Raw genomic sequence first — 21,257 nt, 5'->3', positions numbered from 1 at the left:
GGTGAGGAAATTTCCATGCACGAAACGGTATTGGATCCTGCCATCTCTATTCGCCGGTCCGAAAATCGATGTGAATGTGATTGCCGTCCGGATCCCAGACGTTCAACTGAACGGTGTCGATTGCCGTCAGTTCCACACGGCGATAGGAGACGCCATTTGTTTTGAGATGCGCTTCGAACCGATCTAACCCTGTCGCCGAAAAAGCGAAATGCTCAAGCTTCAGGTCTGCGTCCGAACCCGTGGCCTCGGCTTCGACACCGACCAGATGCACGAAGGCGTTTTCTTCGACATAAAGCCAGGCTCCGGGAAAGGGGAAGGGTGGGCGTGGCCCGACCCGCATCCCCAGCACGTTGCAGTACCATTCGATCATCTCGTCCAAACGCGTGGTGCGCAGATTGACATGATCCAGTGACGTGATCCCCATGGCCTAGCCTCGGGTCCATTTGATCGAACATCCCATTGAGGGTGTCTGATCTTGGGGGCCTTGCCCGGTCTCGGCAATTTGCAGCATCGCATTGACCAATTCTGGTTCGCGCTTGCCAGTCTGGCCGCGGCCCAGATTGTCCAGACGGCCCCGGTACTGCAACTTTCCATCCGCATTCAAACCGAAGAAATCCGGAGTGCAGACAGCACCATAAGCCTTTCCTACGGATTGATCCTCGTCCACGAGATATGGAAAGTTGAAGCCGTTCTGCCGTGCAAATTCCAACATGTTCTGCGGCGAATCTTCGGCGTAATCGCGATAGTCGTTCGACATGACCGCCAACACGCCGATCCCCTTGGACATCAGCAGGTCCGTGTCTTGGGCAAGCCGGTCCGTTATCGTTTTGACATAGGGGCAATGATTGCAGATGAAGGCGATCAGCAACCCGTTTTGCAGGTGATCGGACATCTTGAAGGCCCGACCGTTCGGGTCTTTGAGCGTGAAGTCCGGGGCGTTCCAACCGAAATCGCAGATCGGAGTGTCGAGCAGCATGATTGTCCTTTTTTGTGACCAATTGGCATGTTCAGACCAGCTTAGCTGACGGGCGCCGTTAAGTAGAGCGAGATTCCCGGCGTCATGTCTGCGACGGAATGCGCCTGCAAACGTATCTGGTTCAGATCAGCAGCGTTGACAGGCTTGGGTAATAGCTGAGCAGAAGCAACACCAAAGTTACTGCGATCAGGAAAGGCCAAAGCGATTTCAGGATTGAACCGGGCGATGTGCCGCTCATGGATGAGGCGATGTACAATCCGATCCCGACCGGGGGCGTCAGCAGCCCAAGCACAAGGTTCAGGCAGGCAACAATGCCGAACTGATAAGGGCTGATATCATATGAACCGGTTGCAATCGGCAGCAGGATCGGAGTGATCAGGATGATCGCGGCGATGCCATCGATCACCATTCCAACCAGCAAAAGCGCAAGGTTCACGATCAGCAGGAACACGAACGGGTCCGAGGTGACCGAGGTGATCAACCCAGCCAGTTGCTGAGGTATTTCCTCATAGATGATGACCCAGCCGAACACACTGGCGGCCGCGATCATGAACAGGATCATCGACGCGTTGGCCGCCGTGCGTTTGAACATCTGTGCCAGGTTGCTCGGCTTCAGGTCCCCGTAGACCAACCAGCCCACCAGAAACGCGATCAGGGACGCGATTGCGGCGGATTCGGTCGGTGTGGCGATCCCGAACAGAATGCCGCCTATGATCGACATCGGGATCAGCAGGGCAGGGGCCGCGCTGATCAAGGCCTGGACGGCTTCGGCACGCGTCATCCAATGCCCTTTCGGAAAGTTCTGCCACCACCCGATCAGTGTGATGACCGATGCAAAAGCCCCGGCAAGGATCAAACCGGGCAGGATTCCTGCAATGAACATGTCACCAATCGGGATCTGAGCCAGAACACCGAAGATGACAAACATCATCGACGGCGGGATGACCGGAGCCAGCAGCCCGCCCGCGGCCGTCGTGGCAGCGGCGAAACCCTTGTCATAGCCCTCCTCCTCCATCGCGGGGACCATGGCGCGCGACATCACCGCGATCTGCGCCGTCGCAGACCCGATGATGGCCGCCATGAACATGTTTGCCAGCAAGTTGATATAGGCCAGCCCGCCACGAAACCCGCCGACAAATACCCGGGCCAGCGCGACAAGGCGCCGGGTCATGCCGCCTTCGTTCATCAATTCTCCGGTCAACATGAACAGAGGGATTGCCAGCAGGCCGTAATTCTCAAGACCGCCGAACATTTTCTGCGCGAAGCTGTCATAAAGAACCGTGTTGCCGCTTTCCCAGATGTACCAGATGGCCGTGATCGCCAGCACGATCGCCACGGGCACGGACAGAAGTAGAGTGGCCAGAAAGACGATGGGGCTCATGGCTGTGCCCCTTTGCCCGGGGGGCTCAGCAGATGCATGGTGGAATGCAGCGTCGCGCCCAGTGCGAAAAGCCACATCACCAACCAGAACAGGTACTTTGGCAGGCCCAGGGTCAGCGTTGGCTCGGCGTAGATGAAATTGAATGTCTGACCTTGAAACGCCGCCACGTCAAATCCGCTGCTGGCGATGTCCAGCGGAAGGAACCAGCGCCAGCAGAACCACAGCATCGCAAGGGAAAAAGCAAACACGACCACGTCCACACCCTTGCGGATCAATCGTTTCGCGCGTTCGGGCACGTTGTCGGAAACGATGGAGATCGACACCGAGCTGCGATGGTGCAATGCGGAAGACGCGCCCAGAAAGGTCATCCACACCATCGCGTAGATCGCCAGCTCATCAACCCAGAACAGGGCGTTGCCCGCCGTTCGCGTCACGACATTCAACAAAATCAGAACCGTAATGCAGACTGCCAGAAAGGCAGCGCACCACAACTCGACCCGCGCCAAGCCTGCCGACAGCCGATACAACATCGCTGTTCTCCCGTGAAAAAGGGCGCAGGATCGAGCTGCGCCCCTTTCGTCATGCCGTTTTCGTTATTTTGTTTCTGCCGCAGTCTGCCGCAAAGCGTCAAGGGAAGAGGTTTTCTGGGACCAGATCCCGTTCCACTCTTCGATCGCGTCGCCAAAGAACGAGGCATCAACCTTTTTGTAGGCTTTGCCAGTGCCCTCGATCTGCTCCAGCCATTTGGCATCGTTTTCAACGTAGGCATCAATGGTGCTGTCGACATGCTTGGCCATGAGTTCCGCGATCATCGCGCGGTCTTCTTCGGACAAACCAGCCCAGACCTTGGCCGATACCAGCCCGACCATCGGGAACATCATGTGATCCGACTGCACGATCGTGTCGGCGTGTTCGTAATATTTCAGAACCCAGATCAGCTCGGCGTCCATGTCGATGGCGTCGACCTGACCATTGGCCAGCGCATCATAGACGGCAGGCAAGGGCATGGGCGTGGGTGCCGCACCCACCGCGTTGTAGAAATCCAGAATCGGTGTGAAGGGCGTGATCCGAAGTTTCAGGCCCGACAGATCTTCGGCGGAGGAAACCTCGCCCCGGCTGACGATCTGGCGCAATCCGGCCATCCCATATCCCAGCCCAACGACACCAACCTGCCCCGGCAAGGGTTCCAGCATGGATTTGGCCGTATCAGATCGCAGGATGCGCCCCGCGTGCCCGATGTCATCTGCCAGATAGGGCGCATAGAACGCCCCCAACTCGGGCGCGCGGTTGGAAACCTCGGCCACCGTCATGAAGGCCATGTCCAACGCGCCGGTCTGCAATTGTTGCAGCATTTCGGCCTCGTTCCCCAACTGGCGAGCCGGGAAAACAGATACCGAATGAGCGCCACCACTGGCCTCATTCAACTCGGCCCCAAACGCTTCGGCGGCTTTGGTCCAGATATGCGGTGGAGGCGTGATCAGACCCAACCGAAACTCTTCGGCGTGAGCGGCCACGGACGACAGTGCCAACGCAGCCGCAGAGGCGGCGATTTTTGCAAAATGTCTCATTACTTCCCCTGTTTGATCTTGTTTTACAACGTGACCCAGCCCTCGGGCGGTTCCTTTCCCGGGTGCACAGCCTGACAATTGGGGCAGGTGCGGTCTTGTTCCGAGGCATAGAACTTCTGATAAACCGGAGGCAGGTCATCAACGATGGACTTTAGCTGCATTTCCGCTCGATGCACCAGTGATCCGCATTCAAAGCAATACCATTCGATGGCGTCCAGCTCTCCGGTCTGGCGCTTGGGTTCAATCACAAGCCCGATCGAGCCTTCCTGAGGGCGCTGTGGCGAATGGCGTACATGCGGAGGCAGCAGAAAAACCTCGCCCTCACGGATCGGAACATCATAGAACTCCTCTCCGTCATAGATTTTCAACACCATGTCGCCTTCGAGCTGGTAGAAGAATTCTTCCACCGGGTCGTCGTGGTAATCGGTTCGCTTGTTCGGGCCGCCCACAACGGTGACCATCAGATCGGCGTCTTCCCAAACCTGACGATTCCCTACGGGCGGCTTGAGCAGATGGCGGTGTTCGTCGATCCAGGCCTTAAAGTTGAACGCTTTCAGTTTTGACATGTCCCACTCCCTATCCCGGAAAGTTTGACGCGTTTTTTCATGACCGCAAAGAAATTATCAGCATCTCGCTATCCGATTTCCTTATACTGCCGGGCCTTACTCAGCTCAGACGCGCAGCCCGCTTTCATCAAATGCTTTGCGAATGATCGCTTTTTCCGCATCGGTCAGTTCCAGCATCGGCGGACGTACACGGCCACCGACCTGACCCAGCAACTCTTGCCAGTACTTTCCGAATGCAGTGGGTTTGCCCGCAGGACGCGCGCGTTTCATCGCGTCGCGGACAGGGTTCAGACTGTCAAAGACACGTCGCGCTTCATCGGCCTTTCCCACAAAGGCCAGACGCGTGTATTCGTTCATCCGCTGATCGACCTTGCTTTGCAGCTGATAGGGCGGGGACGAGCAGAGATAGAGCTTCCAGTCCAGTTCCAATATGTTGTCCAGCCACTCATGTTCAGCCGAGGTCGAGACATGGATCCTGTCGCCCACCATATGGGTCAGCTTCACGTACATCTCACGCGGAACCGAATACTTAATGGCTACGATATTCGGCAAATCCGCAATGCGGGCGCATTCTTCAGGTTGCATCAAATAGCCGCTGTCAGGATGGCTCCACATGGCGATGCCGATATCCAGTTCGTCACAAAAACGCTTGTAGTACTGGTACAAAACCTCTCCGCGATCCTGCACAAAGCTCAGAACCGGCGCGTGCAGTACGATGTAATCCGCACCGCAATTCTGGGCGTGATGCGCCAGGTCCAAGGCCGTATTCATGTTCTGGTCCGAGACCGAGACGATTACACCGGCTTTGCCTGCGCATTCGTCAACGGCAATTTCGAAATTGCGCTTGCGCTCTTCGATGCTCATCGAAAAGAACTCGCCCTGTTTGCCGGCGACGAAAAGGCCCTGGATGTCCAGATCATCGATCCAATGGCGGATGTTGGCGCGCAGACCCGATTCATCAAGAGACAGGTCATCATTGAACGGGTTCAGTGCCGCTGCCCATATCCCAGTCATATGTTCGCGGGCATAGGCCTTTGCGTCGTGTTTTGAGTATTTCATTTCCAACGTGGTCCCCGTGGCTTCAACAGGAACAAAACACACCAGGCGGTTCGGTCCAGTGCCATTTCAGGGAAATGGATATCAGAAAAAAATATACCACCAACTTACCAATTCAGATTTTTTCAATGCTGGTCTAGGGTCCAGACATGAAGATCGCAGTCATCGGAACCGGCGCAATCGCGCAGTTTGTGCAGCGCATGTTGCCAGAACATGGGCATGAGTTGGCAGCCATTCTGGTCAGACCGCACCGCGTTGATCCAAAATCGCCCAAGTCAGTTGGTTCGGTTGATGACCTGCCGGCCGGAATCGAATTGGTTCTGGATTGCGCGGGGCACGAGGCATTGGCCGGGTTGGGTCCGGACATTCTGGCGCGAGGGCTGGATATCATCAGTGTCTCTGCCGGTGCGCTTGCGGATCAGCAGGTCAGTGACCGGCTGGACAGGGCCGCGCGAAAGGGTGGGGCGCGGCTGCATCTGGCAAGCGGTGCCATAGGCGGGCTGGACTGTCTCGGCGCCGCAGCGGTCGGGCCGCTCAAATCCGTCACATATGTGGGGCGCAAGCCGCCGGCGGGATGGAAGGGATCCCTTGCCGAACACAGTCTTGACCTCGGCAATATCACCGCGGCTGAAACCCATTTTCAGGGTTCCGCGCGCGAGGCGGCGCTGGCTTACCCCAAGAACGCAAATGTCGCCGCCGCCGTCGCCTTGGCGGGTGTGGGGTTCGATAGCACACAGGTTCGTCTGATCGCCGATCCGACGATCCACAAGAACATTCACGAGGTCGAGGCCGAAGGCGATTTCGGCACGTTTCAGTTCCGGATCAGCGGCACCGCGCTGCCCGACAACCCGCGAAGCTCGGCGCTTGCGGCCATGAGCGTGCTGTCCAAGCTGGATCAGCTTAGCAAGCCGATTGTGCTGTAGCCATGGTGGGGCGTCATTCTCGCATCGTGGACCGCGCCTTGACCCGCCTGAAACTGCGACAGCTGCGTTTGCTGGTTGCCGTGGGTGCGCATGGAAACATTCAGAATGCCGCGCGTGAGTTGGGAATATCTCAGCCAGCGGCAACCAAGATGATTCAAGATCTTGAACTGGACTTCGAAGTCAAGCTGTTCACGCGCACCAACCGAGGCGTCGTGCCAACGGTTTTTGGCGAAACTCTCATACGTCACGGGAAGCTGATATTTGCGCAGGTGTCGAATGCCGCGCAGGAACTGGACGATCTGAACGAAGGAAATTCCGGCCGTGTCGTGGTGGGAACACTGCTTGCGGCGTCAACCAGCCTGCTACCCGCCGCCATCGAACTGCTGCTGAAAGACCGCCCGAACGTTGCAGTCAAGATCAGCGAAGGGACCAACGAGGTGCTCATGCCCCGGTTGCTGTCGGGTGAGATCGACATGGTTGTAGGACGCCTGCCGTCGCACCGGCATCGCGACAAGATTCGACAGGAAAAACTGTTCGGGGATCGGATATTGGCCATTGTCGGCCCTAAACACCCGCTTGCGGGGCGGGACGCCGTGACCTTTGCGCAAACCAAGCCGTTTGGCTGGATTCTTCCCCCGCAAGAGACCACGTTGCGACGTCAGGCGGATCATTTTTTCGTCGGCCAGCAGCAATATGTGCCACCGGTCGCCATAGAATCCGTGTCCTACCTGACGAACCGAGCGCTGCTGCAATCCCGCGACCTGATAGGCCTTATGCCTGCCGAGGTCGTCGTCCAGGATATCGAAAACAACCATCTTGCCCAGCTCGCCTGGGAGGTTCCTTTTGGGCAGGGGCCGATTGGAGTGTCCTTCCGTGCCGACGACGATCTGTCGCCCGCGGGGCGCGCTTTCAAAACGGCTCTGCATCGGGCGGCGCAGAGCAGACAGACCAGATATTCGCCAATTTGATATCCGTATTCGCGCAATGCGCTTGAACTCATGCGAGGCATCGCGCGATCAAAAATCAAGGCAAATGGAGGCGCCGGTTTCATGTATCCAGAGCTCAGGCTGTTCATTGGCGGCACGTGGCGAAAAACCGGGCGCGATATCCCGGTTGTCAACCCGGCAACCGAGGAAGAACTCGGTCGATTGCCTTGCGCATCGGTGAAAGACCTGGACGACGCGCTGCAAGCGGCCGTCGAAGGCTTTCGACTGTGGCGCCGCACATCGCCGCGGGAACGCGCGGATACGATCCTGCGGGCGGCAGCCCTCATGCGTCAGCGGCAGGAAGAAATCGCGCATTCCATTACTCTGGAACATGGCAAGCCTCTGAAGCAGGCCCGGCTGGAGGTCATTCGCGGCGCCGAGTTCTTTGAATGGGATGCGGGCGAGGCGATGCGGACCTATGGGCGGATCATTCCGGCGGCGCAGGGTCACAAATTTGCAGTTCATCACCAGCCTGTCGGCGTTGTCGCGGCATTTTCGCCATGGAACTTCCCCATGAGCCAACCTGCCCGGAAAATCGCCGGTGCTTTGGCCTCGGGCTGTTCGGTGATCCTGAAAGCGGCAGAAGAAACGCCTGCCGGCGCTTTGCACATAGCAAAAGCGTTCGAAGATGCCGGTCTGCCAGCAGGGGTTCTGAATTTGGTTTTCGGTGAACCATCCGAGATATCCGGCCATCTGATCCCGCAGGACCCCGTTCGCCTGGTGGCCTTCACCGGATCGACAACCGTCGGGCGTCATTTGACCATTTTGGCGGCCCGGCACGACACCCGAGTGCTCATGGAGCTGGGCGGCCACGCGCCGGTCATCGTTTGCGAAGATACGGATGTGCAATCGGCGGCCGTTTCAGGCGCGGTCCGCAAAATGCGCAATGCCGGTCAGGTCTGCACTTCGCCAACCCGTTTCTTCGCGCATGAGAGTATTTTTGACGCCTATGCGGCCGGGTTTGTTGCTAGGGCCAAAGCCACGGTTGTCGGCAATGGGCTTGACGCAACCGTTGAAATGGGCCCAACGGCCAACGACCGGCGCGTGCCCGCCTTGTCAGAGCTGGTTGAAGACGCAGTGGCACAAGGGGCAACGCTTGCCACAGGGGGATCGCGGCTTGGTGAGCGGGGATATTTCTTTGAACCCACGGTGTTATTGAACGTTCCTAAAGGGGCGCGGATCATGCGCGAAGAGCCGTTTGGACCGGTTGCGGTGATCAACCCGGTTGCTTCGCTGGATGAGGCGGTCGATCTAGCGAATTCAGTTCCATACGGGCTGGCGGGGTACGCTTTCACCAATCGGGCGGATTACATCGACCGTCTGATTGACGAGGTCGAGGTCGGTAATTTGTCGATCAACACGCTTGAAGCATCGATGCCGGAAACGCCCTTTGGGGGCGTGAAATCCAGTGGCTATGGTCGGGAAGGCGGAACCGAAGGCCTTGAGAATTACATGACGGTCAAAAACGTCTGGCATTCGGCCGAGATCTGCTGAAAAAGACCCCGACACCTGCACTTGTCGACTTTTTCACGACCAAGCTGGCCTTTTTCCTTTCGAAACCGACCAAAGGGCCAGTGCAGCGCTGCGGTTGCGATTTCAATACCTGCGGAACCGACAGAGGCGGCAATGCGCCCTTTCTGATGGGGCGCCCGAACGCGGATCATGACCTATGTCAATGACAGTAAACCCGCCTTGCTGTCCATTGGCCGGGAATTTCTGGCCGGACTGTGCGACAAAACCATCGCGTCCTTTTGCCGGTGATGATCAGCGTTTCGGCTGACCTGCGGGGGGGTCCCGCCGGGCGGCCTGAGCTCCGGAGGGACGGATGAACACTTGGCTGACGCTATCTGCACCAACCCCTGCCGGGGATCCCGTGGGCTTCAAGAGGTTGGCGGGGCTGCCCTCCGTAACGCCCACCCTTGGCATGAACTCTGACTGCGCGCGCGTGTTTGAGCTTTGCGGCCAACCCGAGCCGGATTTGTCGTCCGAGCAAGAAGGCGATGACGGCATAGGTCGCGCCGCGCATGGTCGGTATGGCATGGATACGCTGCCGTTCGTTGCTGATCCCAGCTCGGATTTGGAAGAATTCAAGGCCGGCCTGCCCAATCCCGATCCGGCCGAACAGCCGGGATTTGCAGGACGCTTAATATTTTCGGAGACTCAAAATGGCTGATGGATGTGCCTGTGACCGCCACGCCCACATGTATCTGACTGTCGAGGACGCCCTTGAGCGCGGTCTTTCCGTCGCCGATCCTGTCACTGAAACCGAGATTTTGCCGCTGGAACAAGCAATAGGCCGGGTTCTGGCCGAGGATTGCGCCAGCAAGGTCGATATGCCTGCCTTCGACAACTCGGCCATGGATGGCTATGCCGTCCGCACTGGTGATCTGGGTGATGGGCCGGTGTTCGCGCTGCCCATCGCCGGGCGCGTGGCTGCGGGTGACTGCGGCGACCATGATGCCCCCGAAGGCAGCGCTTTGCGCATTTTCACGGGCGCTCCGGTGCCGCCTGAATTCGATGCCGTGCTGATGCAGGAAGATTGCGATCTTCTGATCGACAGGATTCGATTCACCCGCCGCCCGAAACCCGGCCAGCATATCCGGCGTGCGGGGGAAGATCTTTGTGCTGGGGGTCCGATCTTGCGACGCGGCTGTGAAATTGGACCGCGCGAGATGGCCGCGCTGGCATCCGCCGGGTATGGTGAAGTCCTGGTATTTCGAAAACTGAGGGTCACGATCTTTTCGACAGGCAGCGAACTGCGTCACCTGGGCGAACCCCTCGACCCCGGCCAAATCTACAACTCGAACCGTTATATGCTGCTGGCGCTGTTGCAAAAACCCTGGATCGAACTGACCGACCGGGGACCGGTCGAGGATGACCCGACCCGTCTGGAACAGGTTCTGCGCGAGGCATGCGATGCCTCGGACCTCATCGTCACGACCGGGGGCGTGTCGGTCGGGGATGAAGATCACATGCCCCGGCTTTTCAGCGCGATTGGCGGCGAAACCGATGTCATGAAAGTGGCGATGAAGCCGGGTAAACCGGTCATGTTCGGGCGGCGCGGGCGCGCTCTTTACGTTGGTCTGCCCGGCAACCCGGTGTCAGCTTATGTGACATGGCAGATAATCGGGTCGCAGATGATGGCGCGGCGCGCAGGCTTGTGCCACAGACCTCAGATACCTGTTCAGGCCGTGCTGGCTGAACCCGTGCAGCGTCGCGCGGGTCGTCAGGAGTATCGTCCGGTCCAGATTGACGGCACTTCGCCGCGTGGCCTTCCCAATGTACGTCTGATGGCGCCCGCCTACAGTGGCCGTGTCGCCTTGCTGGCGCAGGCAGACGGGTTGGCGATCATACCGGCCGAGATCGAAGACCTGCCCGCTGGGCATTCGATAGAATTGTTGAGGTTCTGATCCCTGCAACAGGTGCGATGCGTTTTATCTTGCAACTGCAACGCCGCGGTCATGGTGGGCACCCGGAAAACTGCCCGATCGCGCGCCAATCAATCCGAATACCGGCCTGAAAATTGTCGCAACCGATAAACTCCGTGACGGATTACGTCGTGACTGGGGCTTTCCCGGCGGCACATGATGCTTCGGCGCACTGAGGGTTAAGGACACATATTCATGCGGTATTCGGCACTCGCGATCATGCGGCAGGTTTTGAAAGGGCACCGGGGCTGGACACCGGCTTGGCGCGATCCCGAGCCTCAATCAAGCTATGATTTCATCGTGATCGGCGGCGGCGGTCACGGCCTTGCGACGGCATACTATCTGGCCAAGGAACACAACGCCGCCAGGGTGGCGGTTCTGGAAAAAGGCTGGATCGGTGGCGGCAACGTGGGGCGGAACACAACGATCATTCGTGCCAATTACCTGTTGGATGGCAACCAGCCATTCTATGAGCTGTCGCTGAAACTGTGGGAAAATCTTGAACAGGACCTGAACTACAATGCGATGGTCAGTCAGCGCGGTATTCTGAACCTCTGTCATACGGACGCGCAGCGTGACGCGTATCGTCGTCGTGGCAACGCGATGATGTTCACCGGCTCTGGGGCGGAACTGCTGGATGCAGAGGGCGTTCGTGCGATGTACCCGTTCCTGAACTTTGACGATGCGCGCTTTCCGATCAAGGGCGGTCTGTTGCATCGCCGCGGTGGTACGGCGCGTCATGACGGTGTCGCTTGGGGCTATGCCCGTGCCGCGGATCAACGGGGGGTCGACATCATCCAGAATTGCGAAGTCACCGGGTTCCGCATCGAAAACGGAAAACTGCTGGGTGTTGAAACCACACGGGGTTACATCGGCGCCAAGAAGGTAGGCGTGGCGGTTGCCGGGTCTTCCGGGCGCGTGATGGCACAGGCGGGGATGCGCCTGCCGATCGAAAGCCACGTGCTCCAGGCCTTTGTGACGGAAGGGCTGAAACCGGTGCTTGACGGGGTGATCACTTATGGCGCCGGACATTTCTATGTCAGCCAATCGGACAAGGGCGGTCTGGTCTTTGGCGGCGATATCGATGGCTACAATACCTATGCACAACGCGGCAACCTGCCCGTGGTCGAGGACGTGGCCGAAGGCGGCATGTCCCTGATGCCGATGATCGGCCGCGCGCGCCTGCTGCGGATGTGGGGCGGCGTGATGGATATGTCGATGGATGGTTCGCCGTTCATAGATCACACCGGAATTGAAGGGCTCTATTTCAATGGTGGCTGGTGCTACGGCGGTTTCAAGGCAACCCCAGCATCTGGTTTTTGTTTCGCGCATCTGATGGCCACCGACCGACCGCATGACGTTGCAACGGCCTATCGGCTGGACCGGTTCAGAACCGGCCGGATGATTGACGAAAAAGGTGTGGGCGCACAGCCCAACCTGCACTGAGGAGGCCCGCACATGATCATCAATCATCCACTGCTTGGCCCGCGAGACGCGTCCGAATTCACCTATCTGGGCGACGCGAGCCTGATCAATCGGCCCGACTGGCAATCCGACACGGCCGCCGCTGAGTTTCACGACTATGTCTACCTGCGCGACAACCCGGCAGGAACCCACCGAGAGCTGTGGTTTCACGAGCAGGGCGACAGATCGTGGCTTGTTGTGACACGCGACACGCTGACCCATGAAATTCTGGCTACAGAACTGGCGCGGGATGTAGCCCGCAAGACGGGACGGGGAAAATGACCCAGAACAATCGTTTGCAGGGCGGTCTGATCGACCGGTCCAAAAAGCTGCGCTTTACCTTCGATGGCAAATCCTACGAAGGCTATAAGGGTGATACGCTGGCCTCGGCGCTGCTGGCCAATGACGTGCGGTTGGTTGGCCGTTCGTTCAAATACCACCGTCCACGCGGTGTGCTGGCCTCGGGCTCGGAAGAGCCCAACGCGCTGGTCGAGCTGCGCACAGGCAACCGGCAGGAGCCCAACACACGCGCGACCACGGTCGAACTGTTCGACGGGCTCGAGGCGACATCGCAGAACCGCTGGCCCTCGCTCGCCTTCGATGCGCTGTCGATCAATGATCGGCTTTCGCCCTTTTTGACGGCGGGTTTCTATTACAAGACCTTCATGTGGCCCAAGGCGTTCTGGGAAAAGCTCTATGAACCGATGATCCGCAAGGCGGCCGGTCTGGGCAGCCTGACGCAGGAGGCCGACCCGGATATCTACGACAAGGGCTATTTGCATTGCGATGTCCTGGTTATCGGTGCCGGTCCTTCCGGCCTGATCGCGGCGTTGACGGCGGCGCGGTCTGGCGCGCGGGTCATTCTGGCGGACGAAGACAGCCGGATGGGTGGGCGTCTGTTGTCTGACTGTGACCGGTTCGAGGGCATTTCGAATGCCGATTGGGTCGCGCAGACACTGGGAGAACTGGCGTCGATGGACAATGTGCGCCTTCTGACGCGCACCACCGTGTTCGGCACCTATGATCACGGCATTCACGGCGCGCTTGAGCGGGTCTCGGATCACCTTGCGGTGCCCGAGGCGGGGAAACCACGCCAGATTCTGTGGCGCATCTACGCGAAGCACACGGTGCTTTGTGCCGGCTCTACCGAACGTCAGATTGCTTTCGAAAACAACGACCGACCGGGCATAATGCTGGCGGGCGCGATGCGGGCCTATGCAAACCGCTGGGCTGCGACACCGGGCCAGCGTGTGGCGATCTTCACCAACAATGACGAAGGACACCGCGCCGCACAGGATCTGATCAAAGCCGGGATCAAAGTTGTTGCCGTGATCGACCCGCGCCACGATGCACCGCGCATTGCAGAATGTGAATTGCTGGCCGGGGCGCAGGTCACGAACACGCAGGGCCGTTTGGGGCTGAAATCGATCACCGTGCAGATGACCGATGGTCAAACCCGCCCCATCGAAGTAAGCGGTCTGGGCGTTTCGGGTGGGTGGAATCCGAATGTGCAATTGACATGCCATCAGCGCGGCCGGCCGCAATGGTTCGAACCGCTCGCAGCCTTCATCCCACCTGTCGAACTGCCCAAGGGTATGAGTGTCGCCGGTGCCGCCGCGGGCAACCTGACCAGCCACGGGGCGATCGCCTCGGGCACCAATGCGGCACTTGCGGCGCTTGACGGGCTGGGGATCAGGGCCTGTCCGGTCGACCTGCCGAAAGCCGAGGATGATGAGATCCGTATCACCCCGTTGTGGCATGTGCCCGGCAAAGGCCGCGCCTGGCTGGATTTCCAGAATGACGTGACCGTCAAGGATGTCAAACTGGCCGAACAGGAAGGCTTTCGCAGTGTCGAGCATCTGAAACGCTATACCACCCTTGGCATGGCGACGGATCAGGGCAAAACCGCGAATGTCGGCGCGCTGGCCGTGATGGCCGAGATCACCGGCAAGAGCATTCCCGAAACCGGCACGACCATCTTCCGGCCACCGTACACGCCCGTGGCGATGGGGGCCTGGGCCGGGCGCTCGGTCGGAAAAGAATTCAAACCTACGCGACTGACGCCCAGCCACCAATGGGCCCAAGAACAGGGCGCGGTATTCGTCGAGGTGGGCCCCTGGCTGCGTGCGCAATGGTTCCCCAAGGCTGGTGAGACCCATTTGCGCGAATCCGTGGATCGCGAGGTTCTGGCCGTACGCAGCGGTGTCGGCGTCTGCGACGTGACCACGCTGGGCAAAATCGACGTGCAGGGCGCGGATGCCGCGGAATTCCTCAACAAGATCTATTGCAACGGCTTTGCCAAATTGCCGGTGGGCAGAACCCGCTATGGCCTGATGCTGCGCGAAGACGGCATAGCCATGGATGACGGCACCGCCGCCCGCCTGGCCGAGGATCACTATGTGGTCACCACCACAACCGCAAACGCGGTTGGAGTCTATCGCCACATGGAGTTCGTGCATCAATGCCTGTTTCCGGACATGGATGTGCAGATGATCTCGACCACCGACGCTTGGGCACAATATGCCATAGCGGGCCCGAAATCCCGCGAGTTGCTGCAAAAGGTCGTTGATGACGGCCATGACATCAGCAACGAAGGTTTTCCCTTTATGGCGTGTGGCGAGGTGACCATTGCCGGGGGGATCCCGGCGCGGCTGTTCCGTATCTCGTTCTCGGGCGAGTTGGCCTACGAGCTGGCTGTGCCTACCCGGTACGGTGACGCGCTGATCCGACATTTGATGGCGCTTGGAGAGCCCTCTGGCGTAACGCCGTATGGCACCGAAGCGCTTGGCGTTCTGCGGATTGAAAAGGGCCATGCCACCGGAAACGAACTGAACGGAACCACCAGCGTCCACAATCTGGGCATGGGGCGCATGGTCTCAAACAAGAAAGACAGTATCGGTGCGACGCTCAGCGCCCGCGAAGCACTGACCGATCCGGATGGCCTGGCTTTGGTCGGCATTCAGCCGGTCAACAACGCCGATACCGTACTGGCCGGTGGCCATGTGTTCGACGAGGATGCGCCACACCTGCCGGAAAACGATCTGGGCTATGTCACATCGGCTGCCTATTCGCCGCACCTGTCCAGCAGCATCGGCCTGGCCTTTGTAAAACGCGGGACGCAGCGATTGGGCGACACCGTGCAGATTGTCAGCCCGGTGGATGACACCAACATCAAAGCGACGCTTGTCAGCGCGCATTTCGTTGACCCCGAAGGAGAACGGCTCCGTGCGTGATTTTGTTGCCAAGACCGCCATTGGCGGCAGTGAACCCAAACGGGACGTGGTCGGAACTCTGACCTTTCAGGAACGGGAGGATGTGGCGCTGGCATCCGTCTCGGCCCGGTTGGGGCAGGAGGAAACCGTCAAAGCCAAACTTCAAACCGTTTGCGGAATCCCGGCGCCTGACGCGGGGCGGTGGGAAAAGGGCGAAACCAGCAGCTTGCACTGGCTGGGCTCGGATCAGTACCTGTGCGAAGAAGCTTTTGCAGGCCCGTTGGAGCTGGCCAGGCGTATGGAAACCGAACTGGCCGGCATAGCGTCGGTGACCGATCAGTCGGACGCGTTCACACGCATCGACATGACCGGGCAGGGTGCCACAGGCTTGCTGCAACGCCTGACCGTTCTGGATGTCGAACAGATGCAGGCCGGAGCCTTCAACCGTACCGCAATCCACCATGTGGGATGCCTGCTGCGCTGCAATGAGGCGAGAACGGATTTCTCGGTCTACGCGCCACGCAGCTATGCGATTTCAGTTCACCACATGCTGATCGAGGTGGCCAGGGCTCTGTGAAGGACGGTGCCCAAAGGACAAAGCCGCGTGTCTGGCGCCGCGGCTTCGGTCCTTGCGCTCCTGAGTCGGTGGCAGACCGAATTCGCGCCGATAGTTGCTTGAAAACGAACTGGCGCTGTCATACCCGACCGAAAGCGCGATTTCCTGCAAAGGCTGGTCGGTATAAAGCAGTTTTTGCCGCGCCGCATCCAGTCGCAGCCTGCGATAGTAACCTCCGGGGCTGATCCCCGTTTCCTTCTTGAAATGCCGCTCCAATTGCCGGATGGACATGCCAACGCGTTGCGAAACCTGCTCGATCGAGATCTTGTTTTCGATGTTGTTTGCAAACAACTCGATGGCCCGCCGAACCGGGCGCGGCAGGGCATTGCGGGTCTGATTTTTGCTGTAGCCCGGCAAAACCTGCAACGTATCGGCATCACGCAAAGTCGCGTATTGGAACCAGCAGGCCGTTTCGACGGCAACTGCATCGGACACCTCATCCGAAATCACGCCCAGCATGAATTCAAAAACCGCTGAAGTCCCGGCAAAGGACATTCGGTTGCGATCTATCGTATAGAGCGTGTCGCACAGGTTCACCCTGTCGAATTGTTCTTTCAAAGCAGCGGTATAGCAGAAATGCGCGCTACAGCTGTAACCATCGAAGAACTTTTCTTCCGCCAGCGCAAAAAGTGAGCCGCTGACCGAACCGATCCGCGCGCCACGGGACAAAAGCCGTCGCAGCGCTCCGCCCGAAGCCTTGCGATCCTTCAACCGGGCTGATGCCCCGGCAAAGACCAGCACGACGTCGGTTTCCTCCACCTCGGACAATGCCTTGTCAGGGTTGATGCTGAGGCGTGAACTGGACATGATCTGTTGCCCATCTTCCGAAACGACAGTCCAGCCAAGACCATCGCTGCGGCTGATCTCATTAGCCACGCGCAGCGGGTCGATGGCCATGGACAGGGCAGCAAGCGGGAAATCTTCGAGGCACAGAAAGGTGAAATGGGTCATGCTTTGTCTCTTTGCCAGCACGATACCCCAACTACACCGATTTCGTCAGAACACCAAACGATGGGCGCGACCGCGTTCGTATAGTTTTCGGTTCAACTCATCCGCTTCGGGCGCGCCGTATTCCAGCGCGAACACAAACGCATGTGTAAGATAAAAACAAGCGGCGTCGAGATCCTGATTTTGCTCGGCCCGGTCGGCTGCCTCGTGGTACAGCCGGATCAGCGCAGGCACATCATTATCCGCATGAGCCTGTAACAGTTGCTTGTCGAGTTCTTGCAGATCCAAAGTCAGCCTCTTACCGGAAACGCGAAGTGTGTTGGCCTGTACGCAATCATACGCTTTCTACCTTTTTGCGCCTGAGTTCTGATTTCCCAGCGCCGTTAGCGATGCGGACCGGCCCTTGATGAACCCATCACACGCATCCGCACGCGTCTTTGCGCAATCGTGGAACATCGCCTGCACCTGCGATGTTCCTGATTGCAAATGACCGAGCAGGATACATCCGTGGCGCCCTCAGCCCATGATCCGGCCGGAAAGCCGTTTATGCCTCGGCACGGGCTTTTTCGATCTGAGTGGCCACCCAGTGGTGGAAACAATGCGTTGGGCCATCCATCGCGGGCGAGAAACGGCCGCCGTCGAATTTGACGCCATGACGGCCTTTCTGCATGCCCTCGACCACGAACACATCCTCTTCGAAAACGGTTTTCCAAAGCTGCGCGTTCTTTGCGCGCAACGCTTCGTGCTCGGGTGCGTCTTCCGGTTTTTTGGCGTAGTACAGCTCAATCCTTTCGTTTGACCGTTCATGCGTGATCGGATCGATGATGAAGGCAAATCCATGGTCGCGTTGAACACCCAGCAAGGTGTTCGGGTACACGACGATGTATTCCGCCCCTTCGTTCCACTTTTCGCTCAGATTCTGGAAGTCATCCAGTTTTTCGCCGTTCTGACCTTCAAACTGGCGATAGACGTAGGTGCCCTGACCCGAATACTTGCCCAGTTCATTGATGTTGTAGTGGTCTTCCAGACGCGAATAGCTGTTGAGACCCGGGTGAACCCAGGGCAGGTGATAGCTTTCGCAGAAATTTTCGACCGCCAGTTTCCAGTTCGACTCCAGCTCGAGCCGGACAGACGCGCCGGCACCTCCATGATACATGGGCTGTTCGAAATCTTTCCAGCGTTCCATCAATTCGCGATGGACCTCTTCGAACTCCGGGGCGTTGCCATCCACATTCACGAAGACAACGTCGCGCCAGACATAGGAACGTATGCGGATCAGGCCCAGTTCAGCAAAGTCCAGATCTTCATGCGTGTTCTGTCCGGGGCCACCTACATGCGGCGCAGTGCGCAGTTCGCCATTCAGGCCGTAACACCAGCTGTGATAGGGGCATCGGATCGCGCCGCGGATTTTCTGCGGCTTGTCAACCAAAATCATTCCGCGATGGCGGCAGGTGTTCTGGAAAACGCCGATCTGCCCGTCACGGTCGCGCACCATCAGAAGCGGCACACCGAGGAAGTCGATCGGAAAGGCATCTCCCGCTTCGGGAATGTCTTTGCCAAAACCTATGCCCGACCAGTTCGCGAACAGGACCGCCTCCCGTTCTTCGGCGAAGACATCGGGATCGATATAATGCTCGTTCGGCAGGCCCTTGGCGGTGTTTACCGGGGTCAGAACAGACGAAAGCGCTGAATGCTTGTTCATCGGTTGCTCCTGAGTAATTCGGAATGTGTTGAACGTTACCCCCATTGGCCGGTCGAGCCGGCTTCATTCAATATCAAAAAACCTCATGGCCGATTGAGGCAGACTAAACCGAACCCCCGGACAATTCATCCAGCAACCAGTTTTTCAGCGCCAGGGCACCTTCTGTCAGTTGGTCGTCCGGGCGACCGACGAGGTAAAAATTGTTCGGGGCAGGGAGGCTGAATTCTTCCAGCGCAACAAGTTTTCCGGATGCCAGCATGGGTTGGATCAAGCGTTTCCACCCCAATGCAAGCCCGGCCCCTTTACGGGCCAACTGCAACGCCAACGCATAGCTGTTTACGCGCGACTGCACCGGTACAACTCCGGTGTATCCGAGGTCGTGAAACCAAGATGGCCAGGTGGTCCAGGTGTTGTCCTGCGTTTCAAGGTGGATCAGGCGACGTTCGACCAGGTCTTCCAGGCTTGCCCCCTTCAGTTCCATGGCCATTTCGGGGCTACAGACCGGCGTCAGAGTATCACGGTACAGTTTAGTATGGTTCAGCTGCGAATTCACGTCACGACCGTAGCGGATGAAAAAGTCGATATCCGGTCTGTCCGAGAATGGCTTGTCCTGTGCCATCTGGTTCACTTTCACGTGCGGGTAGTCCTGCCAGAACCGGATGACCGACGGAGAAAGCCACAACGCCGCCACAGCGGTAGTGGACCCGACCGTCACCGGATTTTCTGAATCGCCGCTGCGAATCTTTTCAAGTACCTTCGAAATCTGCCGGAACGACGAACCGAGCACTTCAAACAGGTCCTGGCCATCCTCGGTCAGTTCCACGCCCCTGTGCTTTCTGACGAACAGTGCCGAACCCAGTTCACTTTCCAGCGCTTTTATTTGGTGGCTGACAGCGCCCGGCGTAACCGACAGTTCGCCGGCCGCTTCTTTGAAGCTGAGATGCCGCGCGGCGGCCTCGAAGGCCGACAAAGTCGTGAGAGGTGGAAGATTATAGTGGCGTCGTGACATGGTTGCTGCGTGGCTCAAAAGGTAGAGGTGAATTACATTCATCCGAATGTGAGAAATTTTGCAATTGAAATCTATGTTTTTTCCTGCTGTTTGCGATCGGGTACAGAACCAAGGTCGACCGAGAACGAACAGGATGTGTGATGGATACACAAGTTGCCCGCCTCGTGCGCAAAACACGGCTGAGCCCGGACACGTCCGATTTTTGCTTTGAAATCGAAAACGGCCGCTTCACAAGCCTTCAACCCGGCGCACATGTCGATATCCATCTGGCCGACGATCTGGTGCGGCAGTATTCACTGTGGAGCTGGAGTCAGGACGGCCGTGTAATCAATGTCGCCGTCAAACGCGAAGATGAAGGGCGTGGCGGCTCGGTGGCCATGCACGCGCTTCAAGAAGGGGCGATGGTCGAAATCGGCGGGCCGCGGAATCACTTCAAACTCGAAAACCACGATCGGCATGTCACGTTGATCGCAGGCGGCATCGGGGCGACTCCGCTGGTTGCAATGGCGCGGGAACTGATGAACCGCGGGCAGGATTTTCGGGTCTACTACCTTGTAAGATCGAAAGAATTTGCAGCGATGGACGCGCAGTTCAGGGCCCTTGGGCTGGATGAATGGTATCATTTGCATTGCGATGACGCAGACGGCAGGTTTGATCTGGCATCGGTCATGCAATCGATGCCCGTCGGTGCGGATGTGTATACCTGCGGACCTGAACCGATGCTGAATGCTGTTCTGGAAGCAGGTGCATCCTTGCGTGGCGGGGCAATCCATTTTGAACGATTTGCACCCGCCTCTGACATCGACCACGACCCAAACGCGGAATTTCAGATCGAAATCCAGTCAACCGGCGCGGTCTACCCGGTTGAAAAGGAGGAAACCATTCTCGAAGTATTGCAAAGCAACGGCGTGCAGGTCGATTTCGGCTGCTCTGAAGGGTTGTGCGGGTCATGCATTGTTGACGTAGTGTCAGGGCAGGTCGATCATCGCGACGGAATACTCACACCGCAAGAGCAGGAAAGCCACGAATTCCTGTGCACCTGCGTTTCGCGGGCCAAGTCCGATAAACTGGTCCTGAAGCTGTGAAGGACGCAGTGGTCACAACAAATCATGTCGCCGTAGTGTTCTCGCTAACATCGCAATCGAGTGAATTCGGTGGTCGCTTCATGTGATCGAAGTGTCGGATTCTCAAGTTAGAACATCTCACCCTTGCTATAGGTTTTTCGAAACTGGAAACCCAACAACCACTTTGGATGCTGCGACGATATTCAACCTCAGGCTGTCTTACCACCAGGACCGGTGATGACAGCAGGCAGCAAGTAATCGGAGGATATTTGCAGTAAGAGACGTAATGGGAGCACGCGTTATTACTGCAAGCCCAAGTTTGGGCTGAACACAACTCAGCATCGGTTTGTACAACGTG

The 21,257-nt window shown here is 58.2% G+C and carries 21 protein-coding genes; 10 read left to right on the top strand and 11 right to left on the bottom strand.

Features of this window, described 5'->3' with window-relative positions:
- Window positions 1–46: 46 nt before the first annotated feature.
- The 7 genes from FIU92_RS19360 to FIU92_RS19330 form a co-directional block, all read right to left on the bottom strand.
- Window positions 47–424, bottom strand: a complete 378-nt coding sequence (locus tag FIU92_RS19360) for a VOC family protein (protein WP_152460352.1) — start codon at window positions 422–424, stop codon at window positions 47–49.
- Window positions 425–427: 3 nt separating this feature from the next.
- A complete protein-coding gene (locus FIU92_RS19355) occupies window positions 428–976 on the bottom strand; it encodes a thioredoxin family protein (protein ID WP_152460351.1) in 549 nt (182 codons plus the stop codon).
- 121 nt (window positions 977–1,097) lie between these two features.
- On the bottom strand, window positions 1,098–2,357 hold the full coding sequence (locus FIU92_RS19350; RefSeq protein ID WP_152460350.1) for a TRAP transporter large permease: 1,260 nt from the start codon (window positions 2,355–2,357) through the stop codon (window positions 1,098–1,100).
- Window positions 2,354–2,887: a TRAP transporter small permease gene (locus FIU92_RS19345; RefSeq protein WP_152460349.1), complete on the bottom strand. Its 534-nt coding sequence runs from the start codon at window positions 2,885–2,887 to the stop codon at window positions 2,354–2,356. Before FIU92_RS19345 ends, FIU92_RS19350 begins: the two co-directional genes overlap by 4 nt.
- Window positions 2,888–2,950: 63 nt before the next feature.
- Window positions 2,951–3,925: a TRAP transporter substrate-binding protein gene (locus FIU92_RS19340; protein WP_152460348.1), complete on the bottom strand. Its 975-nt coding sequence runs from the start codon at window positions 3,923–3,925 to the stop codon at window positions 2,951–2,953.
- A 23-nt stretch (window positions 3,926–3,948) separates the two neighbouring features.
- Window positions 3,949–4,491, bottom strand: a complete 543-nt coding sequence (locus FIU92_RS19335; protein WP_152460347.1) for a 3-hydroxyanthranilate 3,4-dioxygenase — start codon at window positions 4,489–4,491, stop codon at window positions 3,949–3,951.
- Between the two features lie 105 nt (window positions 4,492–4,596).
- On the bottom strand, window positions 4,597–5,550 hold the full coding sequence (locus FIU92_RS19330; RefSeq protein ID WP_152460346.1) for a dihydrodipicolinate synthase family protein: 954 nt from the start codon (window positions 5,548–5,550) through the stop codon (window positions 4,597–4,599).
- A gap of 146 nt (window positions 5,551–5,696) precedes the next feature.
- Between FIU92_RS19330 and FIU92_RS19325 the strand changes: the two genes are divergently transcribed.
- The 9 genes from FIU92_RS19325 to FIU92_RS19285 all read left to right on the top strand — a co-directional run bounded on the left by FIU92_RS19325 (window position 5,697) and on the right by FIU92_RS19285 (window position 16,137).
- On the top strand, window positions 5,697–6,470 hold the full coding sequence (locus tag FIU92_RS19325; RefSeq protein WP_152460345.1) for an aspartate dehydrogenase: 774 nt from the start codon (window positions 5,697–5,699) through the stop codon (window positions 6,468–6,470).
- Window positions 6,471–6,472: 2 nt separating this feature from the next.
- The gene (locus tag FIU92_RS19320) at window positions 6,473–7,438 is read left to right on the top strand and encodes a LysR substrate-binding domain-containing protein (RefSeq protein WP_152460344.1); all 966 of its coding nucleotides are present in this window, start codon (window positions 6,473–6,475) and stop codon (window positions 7,436–7,438) included.
- 81 nt (window positions 7,439–7,519) lie between these two features.
- Complete coding sequence (locus FIU92_RS19315) at window positions 7,520–8,950, top strand: NAD-dependent succinate-semialdehyde dehydrogenase (protein ID WP_152460343.1); 1,431 nt, start codon at window positions 7,520–7,522, stop codon at window positions 8,948–8,950.
- A gap of 331 nt (window positions 8,951–9,281) precedes the next feature.
- Window positions 9,282–9,629 carry a hypothetical protein gene (locus FIU92_RS19310; RefSeq protein ID WP_152460342.1) on the top strand — a complete coding sequence of 116 codons (348 nt, stop codon included), beginning with the start codon at window positions 9,282–9,284 and terminating at the stop codon, window positions 9,627–9,629.
- On the top strand, window positions 9,622–10,866 hold the full coding sequence (glp, locus tag FIU92_RS19305) for a gephyrin-like molybdotransferase Glp (RefSeq protein ID WP_152460341.1): 1,245 nt from the start codon (window positions 9,622–9,624) through the stop codon (window positions 10,864–10,866). Before FIU92_RS19310 ends, glp begins: the two co-directional genes overlap by 8 nt.
- Before the next feature lie 213 nt (window positions 10,867–11,079).
- Window positions 11,080–12,330, top strand: a complete 1,251-nt coding sequence (locus FIU92_RS19300) for a sarcosine oxidase subunit beta family protein (protein ID WP_152460340.1) — start codon at window positions 11,080–11,082, stop codon at window positions 12,328–12,330.
- A 12-nt stretch (window positions 12,331–12,342) separates the two neighbouring features.
- Window positions 12,343–12,630 carry a sarcosine oxidase subunit delta gene (locus tag FIU92_RS19295; RefSeq protein ID WP_152460339.1) on the top strand — a complete coding sequence of 96 codons (288 nt, stop codon included), beginning with the start codon at window positions 12,343–12,345 and terminating at the stop codon, window positions 12,628–12,630.
- The gene (locus tag FIU92_RS19290; RefSeq protein ID WP_152460338.1) at window positions 12,627–15,581 is read left to right on the top strand and encodes a sarcosine oxidase subunit alpha family protein; all 2,955 of its coding nucleotides are present in this window, start codon (window positions 12,627–12,629) and stop codon (window positions 15,579–15,581) included. The genes FIU92_RS19295 and FIU92_RS19290 overlap by 4 nt, the downstream gene beginning before the upstream one ends.
- Window positions 15,574–16,137, top strand: a complete 564-nt coding sequence (locus FIU92_RS19285) for a sarcosine oxidase subunit gamma (protein ID WP_171232103.1) — start codon at window positions 15,574–15,576, stop codon at window positions 16,135–16,137. Before FIU92_RS19290 ends, FIU92_RS19285 begins: the two co-directional genes overlap by 8 nt.
- On the opposite strand, the gene FIU92_RS19280 is transcribed toward FIU92_RS19285, so the two are convergent.
- The 4 genes from FIU92_RS19280 to FIU92_RS19265 form a co-directional block, all read right to left on the bottom strand.
- Window positions 16,096–17,127, bottom strand: a complete 1,032-nt coding sequence (locus tag FIU92_RS19280; RefSeq protein ID WP_152460336.1) for a GlxA family transcriptional regulator — start codon at window positions 17,125–17,127, stop codon at window positions 16,096–16,098. The two genes, FIU92_RS19285 and FIU92_RS19280, sit on opposite strands and share 42 nt — an antisense overlap.
- A gap of 45 nt (window positions 17,128–17,172) precedes the next feature.
- Window positions 17,173–17,412, bottom strand: a complete 240-nt coding sequence (locus FIU92_RS19275; RefSeq protein WP_152460335.1) for a hypothetical protein — start codon at window positions 17,410–17,412, stop codon at window positions 17,173–17,175.
- 256 nt (window positions 17,413–17,668) lie between these two features.
- A complete protein-coding gene (locus FIU92_RS19270) occupies window positions 17,669–18,826 on the bottom strand; it encodes an aromatic ring-hydroxylating dioxygenase subunit alpha (protein ID WP_152460334.1) in 1,158 nt (385 codons plus the stop codon).
- A 103-nt stretch (window positions 18,827–18,929) separates the two neighbouring features.
- Window positions 18,930–19,877 (bottom strand): LysR substrate-binding domain-containing protein, encoded by a 948-nt coding sequence (locus tag FIU92_RS19265; protein ID WP_371419756.1) that lies wholly within the window; start codon window positions 19,875–19,877, stop codon window positions 18,930–18,932.
- 98 nt (window positions 19,878–19,975) lie between these two features.
- On the opposite strand from FIU92_RS19265, the gene FIU92_RS19260 reads away from it, so the two are divergent.
- Window positions 19,976–20,920: a PDR/VanB family oxidoreductase gene (locus tag FIU92_RS19260; RefSeq protein ID WP_152460332.1), complete on the top strand. Its 945-nt coding sequence runs from the start codon at window positions 19,976–19,978 to the stop codon at window positions 20,918–20,920.
- Window positions 20,921–21,257: the final 337 nt, after the last annotated feature.

This window comes from Ruegeria sp. THAF33, from assembly GCF_009363615.1.
Classification (GTDB): domain Bacteria; phylum Pseudomonadota; class Alphaproteobacteria; order Rhodobacterales; family Rhodobacteraceae; genus Ruegeria.
The sequence above is the reverse complement of the archived record's forward strand: the minus strand, read 5'-3'. Positions and strand labels throughout refer to the sequence as shown.

What these genes read in the sequence shown, in the direction of transcription:
- FIU92_RS19360 (WP_152460352.1), bottom strand. Translation starts at nt 424, where the DNA reads ATGGGGATCACGTCACTGGATCATGTCAATCTGCGCACCACGCGTTTG.
- FIU92_RS19355 (WP_152460351.1), bottom strand. Translation starts at nt 976, where the DNA reads ATGCTGCTCGACACTCCGATCTGCGATTTCGGTTGGAACGCCCCGGAC.
- FIU92_RS19350 (WP_152460350.1), bottom strand. Translation starts at nt 2,357, where the DNA reads ATGAGCCCCATCGTCTTTCTGGCCACTCTACTTCTGTCCGTGCCCGTG.
- FIU92_RS19345 (WP_152460349.1), bottom strand. Translation starts at nt 2,887, where the DNA reads ATGTTGTATCGGCTGTCGGCAGGCTTGGCGCGGGTCGAGTTGTGGTGC.
- FIU92_RS19340 (WP_152460348.1), bottom strand. Translation starts at nt 3,925, where the DNA reads ATGAGACATTTTGCAAAAATCGCCGCCTCTGCGGCTGCGTTGGCACTG.
- FIU92_RS19335 (WP_152460347.1), bottom strand. Translation starts at nt 4,491, where the DNA reads ATGTCAAAACTGAAAGCGTTCAACTTTAAGGCCTGGATCGACGAACAC.
- FIU92_RS19330 (WP_152460346.1), bottom strand. Translation starts at nt 5,550, where the DNA reads ATGAAATACTCAAAACACGACGCAAAGGCCTATGCCCGCGAACATATG.
- FIU92_RS19325 (WP_152460345.1), top strand. Translation starts at nt 5,697, where the DNA reads ATGAAGATCGCAGTCATCGGAACCGGCGCAATCGCGCAGTTTGTGCAG.
- FIU92_RS19320 (WP_152460344.1), top strand. Translation starts at nt 6,473, where the DNA reads ATGGTGGGGCGTCATTCTCGCATCGTGGACCGCGCCTTGACCCGCCTG.
- FIU92_RS19315 (WP_152460343.1), top strand. Translation starts at nt 7,520, where the DNA reads ATGTATCCAGAGCTCAGGCTGTTCATTGGCGGCACGTGGCGAAAAACC.
- FIU92_RS19310 (WP_152460342.1), top strand. Translation starts at nt 9,282, where the DNA reads ATGAACACTTGGCTGACGCTATCTGCACCAACCCCTGCCGGGGATCCC.
- glp (WP_152460341.1), top strand. Translation starts at nt 9,622, where the DNA reads ATGGCTGATGGATGTGCCTGTGACCGCCACGCCCACATGTATCTGACT.
- FIU92_RS19300 (WP_152460340.1), top strand. Translation starts at nt 11,080, where the DNA reads ATGCGGTATTCGGCACTCGCGATCATGCGGCAGGTTTTGAAAGGGCAC.
- FIU92_RS19295 (WP_152460339.1), top strand. Translation starts at nt 12,343, where the DNA reads ATGATCATCAATCATCCACTGCTTGGCCCGCGAGACGCGTCCGAATTC.
- FIU92_RS19290 (WP_152460338.1), top strand. Translation starts at nt 12,627, where the DNA reads ATGACCCAGAACAATCGTTTGCAGGGCGGTCTGATCGACCGGTCCAAA.
- FIU92_RS19280 (WP_152460336.1), bottom strand. Translation starts at nt 17,127, where the DNA reads ATGACCCATTTCACCTTTCTGTGCCTCGAAGATTTCCCGCTTGCTGCC.
- FIU92_RS19270 (WP_152460334.1), bottom strand. Translation starts at nt 18,826, where the DNA reads ATGAACAAGCATTCAGCGCTTTCGTCTGTTCTGACCCCGGTAAACACC.
- FIU92_RS19265 (WP_371419756.1), bottom strand. Translation starts at nt 19,877, where the DNA reads ATGAATGTAATTCACCTCTACCTTTTGAGCCACGCAGCAACCATGTCA.
- FIU92_RS19260 (WP_152460332.1), top strand. Translation starts at nt 19,976, where the DNA reads ATGGATACACAAGTTGCCCGCCTCGTGCGCAAAACACGGCTGAGCCCG.